At 49.2% G+C, this 15,140-nt stretch carries 15 protein-coding genes; 2 read left to right on the top strand and 13 right to left on the bottom strand.

Features of this window, described 5'->3' with window-relative positions:
• Positions 1-28: 28 nt before the first annotated feature.
• The 7 genes from A1s21148_RS03500 to A1s21148_RS03470 form a co-directional block, all read right to left on the bottom strand.
• A complete protein-coding gene (locus A1s21148_RS03500; RefSeq protein ID WP_223299431.1) occupies positions 29-601 on the bottom strand; it encodes a CDP-alcohol phosphatidyltransferase family protein in 573 nt (190 codons plus the stop codon).
• The gene (der, locus tag A1s21148_RS03495; RefSeq protein ID WP_095671088.1) at positions 601-2,553 is read right to left on the bottom strand and encodes a ribosome biogenesis GTPase Der; all 1,953 of its coding nucleotides are present in this window, start codon (positions 2,551-2,553) and stop codon (positions 601-603) included. The genes A1s21148_RS03500 and der overlap by 1 nt, the downstream gene beginning before the upstream one ends.
• A gap of 76 nt (positions 2,554-2,629) precedes the next feature.
• The gene (locus tag A1s21148_RS03490; RefSeq protein WP_095671087.1) at positions 2,630-3,712 is read right to left on the bottom strand and encodes a prephenate dehydrogenase; all 1,083 of its coding nucleotides are present in this window, start codon (positions 3,710-3,712) and stop codon (positions 2,630-2,632) included.
• A 12-nt stretch (positions 3,713-3,724) separates the two neighbouring features.
• Complete coding sequence (aroH, locus tag A1s21148_RS03485; protein WP_095671086.1) at positions 3,725-4,090, bottom strand: chorismate mutase; 366 nt, start codon at positions 4,088-4,090, stop codon at positions 3,725-3,727.
• Between the two features lie 281 nt (positions 4,091-4,371).
• Complete coding sequence (locus A1s21148_RS03480) at positions 4,372-5,085, bottom strand: pseudouridine synthase (protein WP_095671808.1); 714 nt, start codon at positions 5,083-5,085, stop codon at positions 4,372-4,374.
• 149 nt (positions 5,086-5,234) lie between these two features.
• Positions 5,235-5,786, bottom strand: coding sequence for an SMC-Scp complex subunit ScpB (scpB, locus tag A1s21148_RS03475; RefSeq protein ID WP_095671085.1), 552 nt, complete (start codon positions 5,784-5,786; stop codon positions 5,235-5,237).
• A complete protein-coding gene (locus tag A1s21148_RS03470) occupies positions 5,779-6,687 on the bottom strand; it encodes a segregation and condensation protein A (RefSeq protein ID WP_095671807.1) in 909 nt (302 codons plus the stop codon). The genes scpB and A1s21148_RS03470 overlap by 8 nt, the downstream gene beginning before the upstream one ends.
• A gap of 119 nt (positions 6,688-6,806) precedes the next feature.
• Here A1s21148_RS03470 and A1s21148_RS03465 point away from each other — a divergent pair, with 119 nt between their 5' ends.
• Together A1s21148_RS03465 and A1s21148_RS03460 are read left to right on the top strand one after the other, a co-directional pair.
• On the top strand, positions 6,807-7,691 hold the full coding sequence (locus tag A1s21148_RS03465; RefSeq protein ID WP_095671084.1) for a ParA family protein: 885 nt from the start codon (positions 6,807-6,809) through the stop codon (positions 7,689-7,691).
• Positions 7,688-8,098 carry a hypothetical protein gene (locus A1s21148_RS03460; protein ID WP_095671083.1) on the top strand — a complete coding sequence of 137 codons (411 nt, stop codon included), beginning with the start codon at positions 7,688-7,690 and terminating at the stop codon, positions 8,096-8,098. Before A1s21148_RS03465 ends, A1s21148_RS03460 begins: the two co-directional genes overlap by 4 nt.
• On the opposite strand, the gene A1s21148_RS03455 is transcribed toward A1s21148_RS03460, so the two are convergent.
• From A1s21148_RS03455 to A1s21148_RS03430, 6 genes are read right to left on the bottom strand one after another with little or no spacing between them, the layout of a single operon-like run.
• Complete coding sequence (locus A1s21148_RS03455; protein ID WP_095671082.1) at positions 8,095-9,018, bottom strand: site-specific tyrosine recombinase XerD; 924 nt, start codon at positions 9,016-9,018, stop codon at positions 8,095-8,097. The genes A1s21148_RS03460 and A1s21148_RS03455 overlap by 4 nt on opposite strands.
• Positions 9,008-10,096, bottom strand: a complete 1,089-nt coding sequence (gene ald, locus A1s21148_RS03450) for an alanine dehydrogenase (protein WP_095671081.1) — start codon at positions 10,094-10,096, stop codon at positions 9,008-9,010. Before ald ends, A1s21148_RS03455 begins: the two co-directional genes overlap by 11 nt.
• A 2-nt stretch (positions 10,097-10,098) precedes the next feature.
• Positions 10,099-11,733, bottom strand: coding sequence for a CTP synthase (locus A1s21148_RS03445; RefSeq protein ID WP_095671080.1), 1,635 nt, complete (start codon positions 11,731-11,733; stop codon positions 10,099-10,101).
• A 17-nt stretch (positions 11,734-11,750) separates the two neighbouring features.
• Positions 11,751-13,484, bottom strand: a complete 1,734-nt coding sequence (gene recN / locus A1s21148_RS03440; protein WP_095671079.1) for a DNA repair protein RecN — start codon at positions 13,482-13,484, stop codon at positions 11,751-11,753.
• Positions 13,477-14,331: an NAD kinase gene (locus tag A1s21148_RS03435; protein WP_095671078.1), complete on the bottom strand. Its 855-nt coding sequence runs from the start codon at positions 14,329-14,331 to the stop codon at positions 13,477-13,479. The genes recN and A1s21148_RS03435 overlap by 8 nt, the downstream gene beginning before the upstream one ends.
• Entirely contained in the window at positions 14,331-15,119 is a 789-nt protein-coding gene (locus tag A1s21148_RS03430) for a TlyA family RNA methyltransferase (RefSeq protein WP_095671077.1), read from the bottom strand. Before A1s21148_RS03430 ends, A1s21148_RS03435 begins: the two co-directional genes overlap by 1 nt.
• Positions 15,120-15,140 lie beyond the last annotated feature (21 nt).

The following is a 15,140-nucleotide window of genomic DNA, read 5'->3' as shown; positions in this document are numbered from 1 at the left end:
AGAACTCCCCCTGATTGATGGGAGAAAACTATCGCGATTTACGAAGAGATGTAACCGCAGAGCCGAGATAAGTAACGCCCGTAAAGAGGTAGAGAACAATCCCCCAGATCGCAAAGCTCCAACCGAAGATGTAGGCGAGAGTTCCATACCAATTTGGATTTAGCGCGAGTAAGAGAAATGGAAATGCATAGAGCAGGTTAAAGGTTGCCGCTTTTCCGAGGTAAGTGACCTTAAGCGGAGGTAGAGACTTTGCAGTCAGCGCCAAAGTTGCAACCGCCAGGACCAAGTCACGTACAACTAGAACAACGATCACCCACAACGGAATCGCATCGCGCAGGTAGAGAACGATGAGAGTTGCAACGATATATAAACGATCAATTGCGGGATCTGCTAATTCTCCGAAACGGGATTCCTGGCCCCAAGCACGGGCGATCTTGCCGTCGAAGTAGTCGGTTGCTCCCCCGATAGCCAGGGTCAGAATCGCCCAACCATCTGCCTCAAGTGAGATAGCAAGGTAGATAAAGAGCGGAATCCCGAGGGCGCGTAGAAAGGTGAGCGCATTCGGAACGGTGACTAGGGAAAGCTTCTTCATAATCGTCATTAATCGCGCTCTTTTACTCGAATCGCGACCATCACTGGCGTGCCTGGGAAGCCGAACTCTTCACGCAGGCGACGCTCGATAAAGCGGCGATAAGAAGGCTCGATCCATCCGCTGGAGAAGATAACGAACTTCGGTGGCGCGATACCCGCTTGGGTTGCGTAGTAAATCTTTGGTTGCTTTCCACCGCGAACTGGCGGCGGAGTCGCACCGATGAGGGCGCCTAAGAATGAGTTGAGTTTTGCGGTTGGAACGCGACGTTCCCAACTATCGATCGCGGTGCGAAGAGCTGGAGCTAAACGATCACGGTGCCAACCGGTCTTGGCGGCAACATTTACTCGCTGTGCCCATTCGACTTGATCAAGGTGGCGATCGATCTCTTTATCTAATTGATCGCGACGATCTTCATCGACGAGATCCCACTTATTCATCACGATCACCATCGCTTTGCCGGCTTCTTCAACCATGGTGATGACGCGTAGATCCTGCTCAGAAATCGGCAGCGAAGCATCTAGAACAACTACCGCACATTCACATCGTTCTAGAGCGCTCTGGGTGCGAAGCGTTGCGTAATAGTCAGTGCCGCTGGCTTGGTTAGCGCGCTTGCGCAAACCTGCAGTATCGATAAAGCGCCAGATCGATCCCCCGAATTCAATTAACTCATCTACTGGATCACGAGTTGTTCCGGCGACATCATCAACGATCGAACGATTTTCTCCCGCAAGCGCATTTAACAAACTTGATTTACCAACATTTGGTCGACCAATCAGAGCGATTTTGCGATAGCCATCCTGAGTTTGCGCGCCGCCAACTTCGGGCATCTCGCGCACGATGTAATCAAGCAGATCTCCACTACCACGACCATGAAGTGCAGATACAAATCGAGGTTCACCAAGACCGAGGTTCCAGAGCGCGTGTGCATCTGCCTCATCTACATCGCTATCTACTTTGTTTGCGATAAGAACCATCGGTTTCTTAACTTTGCGAAGTTCTTGAACCAGAATGTCATCTTCGTCGAGTGCGCCCACATGTGCATCAACTACGAATGCAAGAACGTCTGCTTCTTGCATCGCAAGTTCAGCAGACGCGCTAACTTGCACCGAAATTCCATCGGGCTTTGATTCCCATCCGCCAGTATCCATAATTATGAAACGTCGTCCGCCCCATTCGCATTCGTACTGAACGCGATCGCGTGTAACACCAGGGGTATCTTCAACAATCGCTTCACGACGTCCAATAAAACGGTTGATCAAAGTTGATTTACCAACGTTAGGCCGTCCTAGGATCGCAACGATTGGAAGACCGAGCAGGGAACGTTCTTTCAATAACTCCCAGACGCGTTCTACCGTTTCTTCTAAATCCAGTTCTGTAGAGTCAATTAAAACTGCGTCAGATGCTTTAGCTAAAGGAGATACCGCGCGATTCGAATCAATTTCATCGCGTTGGTTTAGTGATTCCGAGACGCTGGCAACCGGTGCGGCTATTTCGCTAGACCTTCTTGCGGCGCGAGCGGCGATATCTGCTTGTAGATAAATCTTCAACGGTGCATCTGGTGCAACAACGGTTCCGATATCGCGGCCTTCAACAACGATTCCGCGCTCTGCGCTATTTATCAATCTGCGCTGCAAAGATAAAAGTGCGGCGCGAATTTCTGGCAGTGCGCTAATTGCACTTACTCTCTCAGTGACTTTCTCACTTCTAATATCTGTTGACACATCTACATCACCAACAAAAACCTTTGGGTCTTTTGGATCTGCGATGAAGTGAATTGTGTTATCGTCAAGCGCAGCGAGAATATCTTCTGCAGAGCTAATCTTTTCTCTTAGCGCTAACCATGCGACCGCACGGTACAAAGCGCCAGTATCTAAATAATTCCACCCTGCTCGTTGTGCAACAAGTTTTGATGTGCTGGACTTTCCCGCACCGCTTGGTCCATCGATGGCTACAACGATCATTTCTACTTACATCCCATCATTGCCCTGCGCGGTGTACTGCATTGAAAATTAATAGTGATAGTTACTAACCACTAGTCTATCTTGGAGCGTGAACGTTCCATCCCGACTCTTCGAGATGTTTCTGCAAGATGGCAGCATCACTAGCCGATAGAGCAAGAGTTATTAAGCCCGTGAACTGACCAGGTGAGTGTTCGATTGTTAAATCTTCAACGTTTACCGAAGCTTTTGCGCACTCATCAAATAACGCTGCAAGTTGTCCTGGTTTATCTTCAATAACCACTGGCAATTGTGTGTATTCGCGAGCCTTTCCACCATGTTTGCCTGGGATCATTGAGCGACCTTCGTTACCAGCTGCGATAAATGAACCAACTTTCGCAGGATCATCGAGCGATTCAATGAGGGATCCAAGATCGTTTTGTAGATTTATTAATAGCGGCAAAATCTCTTGCGCGTTGCTGGAGATGATTTCTTGCCATAGCTCTGGATCCGAGGCAGCGATCCGCGTTGTATCGCGAAGACCAGCGCCTGCAAGATCTAAATCTTCGCTCTTAGCCCCCTTGAGTTGGGCGGCCAAAAGAGAGGCGACGATCTGTGGCAGATGCGAAACAAGTGCCACCGCAGAATCATGGCGGGAGGCAGACATCGATATTGGCGTAGCCCCTAAAGACTTGATCAACCAGAGACCGGTCTCCAGGACATCTGAGTCAACCTGCGCTCCATCTGCATAGGTAGGGCAGTAGATCCAGGTGCGACCTTCGAATAAATCGGCGCGAGCACTAGCTGCTCCCCCAATTTCACGACCAGCCATAGGGTGGGTGGCAAGGAAGCGCGATGAACCACCGCTGATTCTTGATACTTCAACTTGAGGTTTAGTTTTAACGCTAGCAATATCTATAAATTTAGATCCTGGGTTGAGTGCAAATTCTCGTTCGAAGGTCTCAGCGAGTGCGCTGGCAGGGATTGCGAAGAGGATTACCTCTGGCGCTCCTGATATCTCTGAGGCGATCAGATCTTGGGCTAATTTCTGGGCCTTTTGATCCAGGTCGAGCATCTCTACTTGAACTCCGCGGGCAGCTAGAGCCAAGCCGATCGAAGTTCCGATTAGACCGGACCCGATAATCCGGATTGAGGAAAAGGCTTTACCTTCGTTAGTTGCCATCAGAAGAGCGCCCTACTGAGCTATATCTCGGCGTAAAACCTTTGCTCCGCCTAGGTAGATATGGTTGATTTCTGACTTTTTTAGCCCACTTTCAACGTGAGCCATTATGCGGATGGTGCGCTCGAGCGAGCCTGGAACCCCAATTTCGACCGCACAGATGAGCGGGACATCGGTAAATCCAAGCTCACGAGCTGTGCTTGCTGGAAAAGCTGCATTTAGGTCAGGGCTAACCGTGAAGATCACCGAGATGAAGTCTTCGGCGGTAAGGGTGTTGGCGCTGAGCATCTCTGTCAAGAGTTCCTTGGTGGCAGCGTCTATCGCCTCGGCGGTATTGGCCTCTGCCTGAACCGCTCCGCGTATCGCTCTAACCGTAGACATTGACCAATAGTACCCGCAGAAAGTTCATCAGGTCGTTATATATATCGCGTTTTATCGATATATCTAGTAACTGCTTTTACGATATTCGTTCTCGCGCTCTTCGGGAAGATCCTCGCGCTAGCTGCACCACCGGATTTCATCAATATCGATAAATGGTTATTAAGGGATTAGAATACGCCCAAATCCGCATTAAAATATCGATAAATAGTTAAAAAAGAGGACTCGAGCATTAATATAGATAAATGGTTTTATATCTTTGTAGGCAGAATATAGATAAAACCTTAAAGATCTAAAGCCTTTTGTAGGTTTGCCAATTCGCCCGCATTTAGATCTCGCCATCTTCCTTCAGGGGTATCTCCCAAGGAGATAGGTCCGAAGTTGGTTCGGATCAATCGCAGGACGGTGACATCGACTGCCTCCATTAGCCGGCGGATGATGTGGTATCTGCCTTCGTGGATTGTGACTTCTAGCCATTGGGGGCTCAGCTGCTTAAATGAGAGAACTCGGCCAATTCCATCCTCAAGTTCGATCCCCTTCAAAAGGGTCTTCTCGGTCCCAACCGGGAGCTTTCCATCAAATTCAATAATGTAAGTCTTTTCCAGCCCAAAAGATGGGTGGGTAGCTCTAAAGGTTAAATCCCCGTCATTGGTAAGCAGGATTAACCCTTCAGAGTCCTTATCAAGGCGTCCAACGTGGAAAAGGCGCTCTTTTCTGAGGTCAATAAAGTCGGCTAATGAGGGGCGACCTTCCGGGTCGAACATCGTAGACAGAACACCTTTTGGTTTATGAAGTACAAGATAAGACTTAGTCAGAGATCTTGTAATTGTCTCACCATCAACCATGACTTTTACCATTTGTGGGTCGAACTTAGCTCCGAGCTCACGACAGATGAATCCGTCCACGCTTACTCGACCATCCATGATTAACTCATCGGCTCCGCGACGGCTCGTGATTCCAGCGTCGGCGATTATTTTATTCAGGCGCATTTCGGCCATTTGGCTATCCATTCTCGACAGTCATTAGGGGCGCTCCCCCAGAAAGATGGCCTTCAACTGCTAGACCATCAAGGGGAAGTTGAGACGTGAGTCTACGCCAAAGCAGGTACAGGGGTCAAAGCAAAGGCCAGCCTGAGCGTAAAAGCAGCTTAGTCGGTGAGTGATTCCAAGATCTCATCAAGGCGATCGAGATCCGGCAGATAAGGAGCCAGTGCAGGTAAATCACCGAGTGAGTTAAGTCCAAGTCTTTCCAAGAAGTAGCTTGTGGTCTTATACAAGATCGCCCCAGTCTCAGGCTCTAGCCCTGCCTCCTCGACCAGCCCACGGGTCACCAAGGTCTTCATTACCGCTTCAACATTTACACCGCGAATGGCTGAGACGCGGGCGCGAGATACAGGCTGGCGGTAGGCGATGACAGCAAGGGTTTCGAGCGCTGCCTGAGTAAGGCGGTTCTGCTGGCCATCGAGAACAAACTTCTCCACCACGGCCGAACATTCTGGGTGGCTATAGAAGCGCCATCCCCCGTTGATCGCCTTCAGGGAGAAGCCACGACCCTCGTATGAACCAGTTAGGTGTTCGAGCGCCTCGACTACTTCGTCGACGGTACGTTCTAGAACTGAAGCCAGAGTTAGCTCGGTAACCGGCTCATCTACGACCATCAGGATCGCCTCAATGGAACGCTCGAGTTCGGGATTAGACATTTTCTCCACCTTCTGTCTCATTTACTACGCTTAAATCTGGGGTTTCGTCCTCTGGTTGATCGCTGGCTTCGTCATCGAGCAGAGAGACCGGGATATCGAACTCATCTGAGGCGGCGACCTCGCCCTCATCTGAGCCCGTCCAGCTGATCTGGAGCTCACCGAGGGCAATAACCTGCTCAAAACGGAGCGCTCCCTGACGATAGAGGTCGAGCAGGGCTAGGAACCTGGCGACGATGACTAGGGTCGAGTCAGCATCTGAGCAGAGGTTTCGGAAACTTAGAGTGCGGGACTTGCGAAGGGCCTCAACAACCAACTTGGACTCCTCAGCCACGCTCACCAGGCTGGTGTGGAGGTGTTCTACGGCAACCACTGGTGGGGTTTTAGGCGTGAGTACACGCTCAGCGATCGCGGCAAAGCGCGGTGCGCCTACCCCGATCAAGACCTCAGGCAGAAGCGCCGAAAGGGCGGGATCCAGGGCTACAACGCGGGCAAATGACTTATCGGCGGCTTCAATGCGCGCGGCGAAGGTCGCTGCGATCTCCTTAAAGGCGCGGTATTGGAGCAGGCGGGCGAAGAGGATGTCGCGGGCCTCGAGCAAGGCAAGGTCTTCTTCATCCTCAATCTCACCGCTAGGCAAGAGGCGAGCCGCCTTTAGATCAAGCAGGGTCGCTGCGATTACCAGGAACTCTGTGGCCTGGTCCAAACGCCAGCCTTCACCGGAGGCCTCAAGGGCCCGGATAAAGGAGATAAATTCATCGGTAACGATACTCAGCGAGACCTCGGTGATATCCATCTTGTGGCGCGAGATGAGCTGGAGCAAGAGGTCGAAGGGGCCATCGAAGTTATCTAGGTGGACATTAAACGGGGAACTCTCAATCGATACGTCAGAGCCCCCGCTTATATCCGCTGCTTTTACATCTGCAGGGCTTATCTCGATATCCACCTGCGAACCTTACTTCTTTACTTGCTCAAATCTGCGCATGGAGCGTAGAGTCGCGCCAACAGAAAGAGGTTTCTCGCTTGAACGCTAAATCGACATTTGATGATGATGTGGCAACTACCGCCACACTTCTCGGGCGCGAACCCCAGAATTTCCGTGTTCCACCAGCACCAGTTGAGGGCCAGCCAGCCAAGATCATCTCGATCTTTAATCAAAAGGGCGGCGTAGGTAAGACAACTACAACTATCAATCTCGGTGCAGCCATTGCAGAACTTGGTCGGCGAGTTCTTCTCGTTGACTTCGACCCACAAGGTGGTTTATCGCTAGGTCTTGGAGTAAATGCACACGCACTTCCACTAGAGAACACTGTTTATTACGCGTTGATGACACCGGATGCGAATATCGATGAGATCGTTCTTAAATCATCTGTTGCAAATCTAGATTTCCTTCCTGCTAACCGCGATTTGGGTACTGCTGAAACAACGCTTGGTGCTGAAATTGGCGGGCAACAGTATTTGAAGCGCGCTCTTGGCCGCTTGAAGGATCGTTACGACGTTATCTTGATCGACTGCCAACCTACGATGGGCCAGTTAACGATCAATGCACTTGTTGCATCAGATGAAGTTATCGTTCCGCTGCAATGCGAATACTTCGCACTACACGGATTTATTGAACTCAAGGGAAACATCGAGAAGGTTAAGAGCTTCCTTAACCCTGATCTAAATCTCCTCGGAATCCTTGCGACAATGTACGAGAAGAAGACGCTTCACAACCGCGAAGTTTTAACTGCAATTTTAGAGAAGTATCCCGAAGATGTCTTTGAAACAATCATCGCTAAGACAATTCGCTTCTCTGAAACAACTGTTGCCGGTGAACCAATTACTAGTTATGCATCATCATCAGGGGGCGCTGCTTCTTATCGCAGATTAGCCCGTGAACTAATTGCCCGAGGAGGCGCACGATGACCCGTAGAGCAAGCTTGCCTGGAGCAGATGAACTCTTCCGCGCAAATACTCCAGCACTTAGCGCAGTACGCCAAGTTGTTGAAGAAGCCCAAGAAGTCAGCAAGGCTATTGGCGTTGCCCCAACAAATCCGAAGACAAAGAAGGGCGTTCGTTCAACGCCACGTCGTCGCGTTACAACAGTTGATCGTTCACCATCTGGTCGCGAAAAGCATGATGAGAAAATTACTGTTTATCTTTCTCCAGATGAACTCTTTGATCTCGATCAAGCGCGCCTTACACTGCGCGGAGACCTTGGTTTAGCAGTAGATCGTGGTCGCATTGTCCGCGAATCAATCGCAGTTATCGTTGCTGATCTCGAAGCTAAAGGCGATCAATCAATTCTTGCTCGTAGACTCCGCGGAATTTAATTAGCGCGAGGGTGCGCGGTTGCATAAGCTTCGCGCACTTTATCTATCGTGATCAGGGTATAAATCTGCGTTGTAGTTACAGATGCATGTCCCAGTAGCTCTTGCACCACGCGAATATCAGCGCCACCATCTAACAAGTGTGTGGCGTAGGAATGTCTAAAGACGTGCGGTGAAACTTTTCCGGAGAGCCCAGTTGAATCTGCAGCATCCGAGATCATCTGCCAGGCGCTCTGCCGAGATAGGCGGCTCCCCCGTTGATTTAAGAAAAGCGCGGTCTCAGCCTTGGCTGATTTACTTTTGCTTAATAGGTTCGGTCTAATACGGACTAAGTACTCATGAAGAGCGTTCTTTGCAAAACTTCCAAGGGGCACAATCCGCTCTTTTGATCCTTTACCTCTCAACTTTAGAGTTGTTATTGGATTGCCTTCGACATCACTCTGTGCAAAATCGTTGATATCGATTCCGACGATCTCACTTACACGTGCTCCCGTGCCATAGAGGAGTTCAATAATTGCGTGGTCACGAAGCGAAATTGGATCACCTTCACGCTTTGTCGAATCAATTAGAGAGGTTATCTCCTTGATCGTCAGCGCCTTAGGTAGGCGGCGCGGAACTTTTGAACTTAACACTGCGCTAACAGGATTATTCGTTGAAAACTCTTGCGCTAGATATTTGTAGAAACTCTTCAACGCCGAGATATTGCGATTGATGCTAGTAACTGCCATTCCTAAACCCTTAAGCCAAACTTCGAAACTGATAATTTCATCTTCACTCAAGCGTTCAAAATCCAACTTTTCTTTGTCAAGAAAATCGGAGAATTTAGCGAGATCTCTTCTGTATGCCGAGATTGAGTTACTCGATAAACCACGTTCAATAGTTAAGTGATCGAGAAAGGATTGGAGCGCGTTATCAAACTTCATAACCGTGAGCCAGGGCTACTGCGTTATAGCGAATCTTTCCGGCATGAACATTTAGACCACGATCGAGTGCTGGATCTTCCTCAATTGCTCGCTCCCAACCCTTATTTGCAATCGCTAGCGCGTAAGGCAGCGTCGCATTTGTTAGCGCATATGTTGAAGCAACTGGAACAGCACCTGGCATATTTGCCACGCAGTAAAAGACTGACCCGTGAACGTTAAAAGTTGGTTCAGCATGAGTCGTTGGTTTGGAATCTTCGAAGCAACCACCTTGATCTATGGCGATATCAACTAATACAGAACCAGGTTTCATCTGTGCCACCTGGGCATTAGTCACTAGTTTCGGCGCCTTCGCGCCATGCACTAGCACTGCTCCAACAACTAGATCAGCGTTCTTGATCTCACGATCGATTGCATGCATAGTTGAAGCAAGCGTCTTAATTCGTCCGTTATAGAGCGAATCGACATAGGCAAGCCGTGGCAGCGAGCGATCTAGAACAGTTACATCTGCTCCCATGCCCATCGCAATAACTGCAGCATTTAACCCTGCTACTCCCCCGCCGATAACCACAACTTTTCCGGGGGCAACTCCGGGAACACCGCCTAATAGAACGCCACGTCCACCGTTCGGTTTCTGCAAGGCATACGCCCCAACTTGAACAGATAGACGTCCAGCAACTTCGCTCATCGGAGCAAGCAACGGCAACGTTCCATTAACTTCCACAGTTTCATAAGCGATAGCGGTAGTGCCACTCTTCAACAACGCGTCGGTGCAAGGCTTGCTCGCTGCTAAGTGAAGGTAGGTAAAGAGGATCTGACCTGAACGAAGTCTTGGATATTCAACCTCTATCGGCTCTTTTACCTTCAGAATTAAATCTGATTCGCTCCAGATTTTTTCAACATCTGCCTCGATGCGCGCACCCGCTGCAACGAAATCCGCATCGCTAATTGAAGATCCAACTCCGGCGCCTTTTTCAACAACTACTTCGTGGCCACCGCGAGTGAATTCAAAAACGCCTTCGGGAGTTAGAGCGACCCTAGATTCGTGGACCTTAATCTCTTTAGGAACGCCAACTAACATCTTTAGCCTCTCGATTTAATCGCTGCCGCAATTAGACCAATAAATAGCGGATGAGGACGCGTAGGTCTAGAGCGCAACTCAGGGTGGGCTTGAGTTCCCACGTAGTAAGGATGTACCTCAGAAGGAAGTTCTACAAACTCCACTAGGTCGCGTTCCTTATACATTCCTGAGAAAGTAAGGCCAGCACTAGAAATCTGATCTCGATATTGATTATTTACTTCATAACGATGGCGATGGCGTTCGGAAATCTCTTCTGTGCCATAAGTTTTAGCCACGATCGAACCTGGCTTTAACGTTGCAGTGTAGAGACCAAGTCGCATCGTGCCACCCATATCTGCTTGACCAGAAACTATCTCTTTCTGCTCATCCATAGTTGCAATGACATGTGTGCCAGATTCAGGAGAAAATTCTGCAGAGTTAGCATCTTTAATTCCAGCTAAATTGCGCGCTGCTTCGATGACCATGCACTGCAAACCTAAGCAGAGTCCGAGAGTTGGAATCTTGTTTTCGCGAGCAAATTTAAGCGCGCCTAACTTGCCTTCGATTCCACGTACACCGAAACCTCCAGGAACGCAGATCGCGTCTACTTCGCCAAGGGCGTTCTTCGCACCTTCTGGTGTTTCACAGTCATCGCTAGGTATCCAAATTATTGAAATCTTTGCGTTATTGGCAAAACCACCAGCGCGCAGCGCTTCGGAAACAGAGAGATAAGCATCAGGCAGATCGATGTATTTTCCAACGAGAGCAACTTTTACTTGATGCTTTGGATGATGAACTTTTTCAAGCAAGTCATCCCATTCGCCCCAAACAACATCGTGCCCCCCTAGTGATAATCGACGAACCACATAGGCATCTAACCCTTCAGAGAAGAGCACCTTTGGAATGTCATAGATAGATGGTGCATCTACAGCCGCGACGACCGCTTCTATATCGACGTCACACATCAGCGAGATCTTCTTCTTTATGCTGATTGGAATTTCACGATCGGAGCGCAGCACCACTGCATCGGGTGCGATACCGATACTGCGTAGTGCAGCAACTGAGTGTTGAGTTGGTTTCGTCTTTAACTCACCTGATGGACCGATATAAGGCACAAGTGAGATATGTAAGTAGAAGACGTTATCGCGGCCAATTTCTTGACGCATTTGACGTGCTGCTTCTAAGAATGGCTGGGATTCGATATCTCCTACTGTTCCACCGATTTCAGTGATAACAACATCTACATCAGGAGATGACATGGCGTGCATTCGTTCTTTAATCTCATTGGTGATATGAGGAATTACTTGAACCGTCTCACCTAGGTATTCACCACGTCGCTCACGCGCAATAACGCGTGAGTAGATCTGACCTGTTGTTACATTTGCTGAGCCCTGCAAGTTGCGATCTAGAAAACGTTCGTAGTGGCCAATATCGAGATCTGTTTCAGCGCCATCATCGGTAACGAAGACCTCACCGTGCTGGAATGGATTCATTGTGCCGGGATCAACGTTTAGGTATGGATCGAGCTTCTGCATCGTTACGCGGATACCGCGGGCAACTAATAGCCTGCCAAGACTTGAGGCGGTGAGCCCTTTACCGAGACTTGAAGCTACTCCACCGGTTACGAAAATATGTTTAGTCACATGCGCTTGGCCCATGGAAGACAAACTTATCACTACTTTCGGGCTTGGCCCCGCATCGCCAGAAGCTCGGCGGCGTGTTCGCGTGCACTTGTCGACTCTTCAAGACCTGCGAGCATTCTTGCTATCTCTTCAACGCGGGATGCGGCATCTAAAGCCTGAACATCTGAGGCTGTAACAGTTCCATCGCTACTCTTCTTAACAACGAAGTGGCTATCGGCCCATGCTGCAACCTGAGGCAGATGTGTAACCACGATAACTTGGGTGTGCTTTGCAAGTGCTGCAAGTCTGCGACCAACTTCGATCGCCGCTTTACCGCCAACGCCTGCATCGACTTCATCAAAGATATATGTGCCAACTGGATGCGTTGCAGCAAGGACAACTTCTAGGGCCAACATAATGCGTGACATTTCGCCACCGCTTGCGCCCTTGCCCAGTGCAATTAGCGGACCATCTTTATGGCCTTGAATCTGCATCGATACTTCGTCACAACCAAGTAGCGTGAAATCAGATTCCTTGAGTGCGCCTTTGTAATCTGGTGAGTTAACTGAAACTGAATATTGAGTGTGTGGCATCGAAAGTTGATGAATTTCTTCGGAGACTGCTAGCGAAAGTTTGGTAGCCCCCGCAGCGCGAACTTGTGTCAACTTCTCTGCCGCCGATAAAAGTTTCTTCTTGATATCGCCAAGTTCCTTATCTAACTCCGCGATACGTTCATCGCCACCCGTTAGATCGTCTATCTCTATCTTTGCGTTCTTTGCCTTAGCGGCTAATTGCACTAAATCTTCGTCGGGTTCGGCTGAAGAGCCCCACTTCTTTAGGAAGGCTGCAAGTTCAGCTTTACGAGACTGCAAAGTATCGAGTTGACCAGGATCTGCTTCAAGAGATGTCAGATACGAAGCAAGATCACGCGCTGCATCATCAATTAAGAAGAAACCTTCCGAAATGCGACCAGCAATCTCATCTAACTTTCCATCTTTACCTTTTGCCAAATCAAGGAATCTCCGCGCAGCGCCCAGTGAAGTAAGAGAGCCCTCCTCTTCATTAGCAATGGCCTGGGTTGCACCATCTGCCGCAACTCGCAAATCTTCAACGCTTGAAAGTCGAGAGATCTGATCATTGGTAGATGCCACTTCGCCACGAACCGCCTTCAACTTTATCCAGGCAGATGAAAACTCTTGCAACTCAGCGATCTGAGAATCACGCTTACTAACGCTCTCGCGCATCGCTTTGATTCGGGCCTTTAATTCGTTAAAGCCATTGAAATTTTCTTGATATTGCTGCAACGCTTTAGATAAATCACCACCAATAAAACGATCAAGGAGTTCGCGTTGTCTTGCTGGCTTAACGATCTGATGATTAGCGGCCTGTCCATGGATCTCAACTAGATGATCGGCAAGTAACGCCAAAGTTGCTGCGGGAACGTTTGCACCGCCAGCAACCGCTTTACTTTTGCCATCTGCATTTACGGTACGAGTTAAAATCAAGGTTCCATCTTCAACATCAGCGCCGGATTCAATTGCGATTTCGGCGATAGCTTTATTGACCGAGAAACGTGCCGACGCCAACAATCTTTCGCTGCCATGGCGCACTAAAGAGCTATCGCTCTTGCCACCTAGAACAAGTTGAAGAGCGGTCAGAATCATCGTCTTTCCCGCACCAGTTTCGCCCGTTAATACATTTAAACCGGGGCTTAATTCAAGAGATGATTGATCGATAACGCCGATCGAACGAATTGAGATTTCCTCTAGATGAGAACGATCACTCACCGCGCCAACCTTCAACGGGAAGTTTGAATTTAGCCACCAATCGATCAGTGAAAAGCGTTGGTTTGATATGTGAAAGCTTGATTACCGATGAATCACGAGTAATCAAGATGCGATCCGACAATTGGAGCGGAAATTTACGTAGTGAATCCGATGATAGAAGAGCATCGCTCGATTCGATATCTACGATGATTTCAGATTTTGGTGAGACGACCATGGGACGTGAAAATAAGGCATGTGCGGAGATCGGTAGAAGTACGAGCGCATCAATTTCGGGCCAGAGAACCGGACCGCCTGCGCTAAATGCATACGCAGTTGAACCAGTTGGCGTTGAGCAGATGAGTCCATCGCAGCCCCAGCGAGAGAGCGGGCGTCCATCGATCTGCACAAAGAGTTCAACCATCGTTGTTCCATTACGTTCTACGGTCACTTCGTTGAGCGCCCAGCCAGTATCTACAACTTTTCCGGCTCGTTCTACCGAATACTTTAAAACCATACGGTTTTCAGTTACATAATCTTTTGCAATAACGCTTGCCGCAATCTCAGAGAGCGCAGGTTTTTCAACCTCTGCCATAAATCCAACATGGCCAAGGTTGATGCCAAGAATTGGAATATCTTGGCGGCGCGCGATTTCTGAACCACGAAGGATCGTGCCATCTCCCCCGAGAACTAGAACAACTTCAGCCTTTGGAAGATCTTCAGCTGGATGTTGCGAAATTCCAAGGATCGAAATTTCTGATGGAGTTGAAAGTGTGAAGCCATCTTTAAGAAGGATTTGTGAGATCTCTTTTGTTGCAGCAACTGCTTCTGCGCGCGATGCGTTGACGACAAATATTGCGTGACGTGACATTAGGCAGGTCCCATCGCTATCGCTTGTGAAACAGATGCTTCATCGATTGCTGGCGCACCACGTCTTAGCCATAAGAAGTACTCGACATTTCCGGCAGGGCCTGGAAGTGGCGAAGCGGCAATTCCCATCGTGCCAAGGCCAACGTCATAAGCGGACTCAGCGACATCTAGCACGGCAGCCTTACGAAGTTCAGGGTCGCGTACAACGCCGCCCGCACCTAACTTTTCCCGGCCAACTTCAAATTGTGGCTTAACCATTAAAACGAAATCAGCGTTCGGTTTCGAAACTGCAGCTAGTGCAGGAAGAACTAAGGAAAGTGAGATAAATGAGAGATCTGCAACAACTAGATCGATTTCCTCACCGACAATATCTCCCGTTAAATGGCGAATATTTGTGCGATCCAGGATCTTCACACGTGGATCTTGGCGAAGCTCCCAAGCCAATTGCCCGTAGCCAACATCTACTGCAACGACCAGCTTTGCGCCTTGGCGTAGAAGTACATCGGTGAAACCACCAGTGGATGCACCCGCATCGAGACAATTCTTTCCTTCAACAACAACGTCCTTAAAAACTTCTAAAGCCCCCGCTAATTTATGTCCGCCACGAGAAACAAAATCATCTCGGTCGCCTTGAATTGTTATCGAAGTTTCGGCATCTACTTGTGTTGCTGGCTTTGTTGCTGGGATCCCGCCGACTAAGACAGAGCGAGATTCGATTAGATCGGCCGCATGCTCGCGTGAGCGCGCTAGTTCGCGACGAACTAGTTCAGCATCTAAGCGAGTCTTCATCTCATTTACTTTCTAAATCTA

Source organism: Candidatus Planktophila lacus (genome assembly GCF_002287925.1).
GTDB lineage: Bacteria > Actinomycetota > Actinomycetes > Nanopelagicales > Nanopelagicaceae > Planktophila > Planktophila lacus.
This window is presented reverse-complemented; position numbering and strand designations above follow the sequence as displayed.

Coding starts and splice junctions, on each gene's coding strand:
- A1s21148_RS03500 (WP_223299431.1), bottom strand. CDS start 601: ATGACGATTATGAAGAAGCTTTCCCTAGTCACCGTTCCGAATGCGCTC.
- der (WP_095671088.1), bottom strand. CDS start 2,553: ATGATCGTTGTAGCCATCGATGGACCAAGCGGTGCGGGAAAGTCCAGC.
- A1s21148_RS03490 (WP_095671087.1), bottom strand. CDS start 3,712: ATGGCAACTAACGAAGGTAAAGCCTTTTCCTCAATCCGGATTATCGGG.
- aroH (WP_095671086.1), bottom strand. CDS start 4,090: ATGTCTACGGTTAGAGCGATACGCGGAGCGGTTCAGGCAGAGGCCAAT.
- A1s21148_RS03480 (WP_095671808.1), bottom strand. CDS start 5,085: ATGGCCGAAATGCGCCTGAATAAAATAATCGCCGACGCTGGAATCACG.
- scpB (WP_095671085.1), bottom strand. CDS start 5,786: ATGTCTAATCCCGAACTCGAGCGTTCCATTGAGGCGATCCTGATGGTC.
- A1s21148_RS03460 (WP_095671083.1), top strand. CDS start 7,688: ATGACCCGTAGAGCAAGCTTGCCTGGAGCAGATGAACTCTTCCGCGCA.
- A1s21148_RS03455 (WP_095671082.1), bottom strand. CDS start 9,018: ATGAAGTTTGATAACGCGCTCCAATCCTTTCTCGATCACTTAACTATT.
- ald (WP_095671081.1), bottom strand. CDS start 10,096: ATGTTAGTTGGCGTTCCTAAAGAGATTAAGGTCCACGAATCTAGGGTC.
- A1s21148_RS03445 (WP_095671080.1), bottom strand. CDS start 11,733: ATGGGCCAAGCGCATGTGACTAAACATATTTTCGTAACCGGTGGAGTA.
- A1s21148_RS03435 (WP_095671078.1), bottom strand. CDS start 14,331: ATGTCACGTCACGCAATATTTGTCGTCAACGCATCGCGCGCAGAAGCA.
- A1s21148_RS03430 (WP_095671077.1), bottom strand. CDS start 15,119: ATGAAGACTCGCTTAGATGCTGAACTAGTTCGTCGCGAACTAGCGCGC.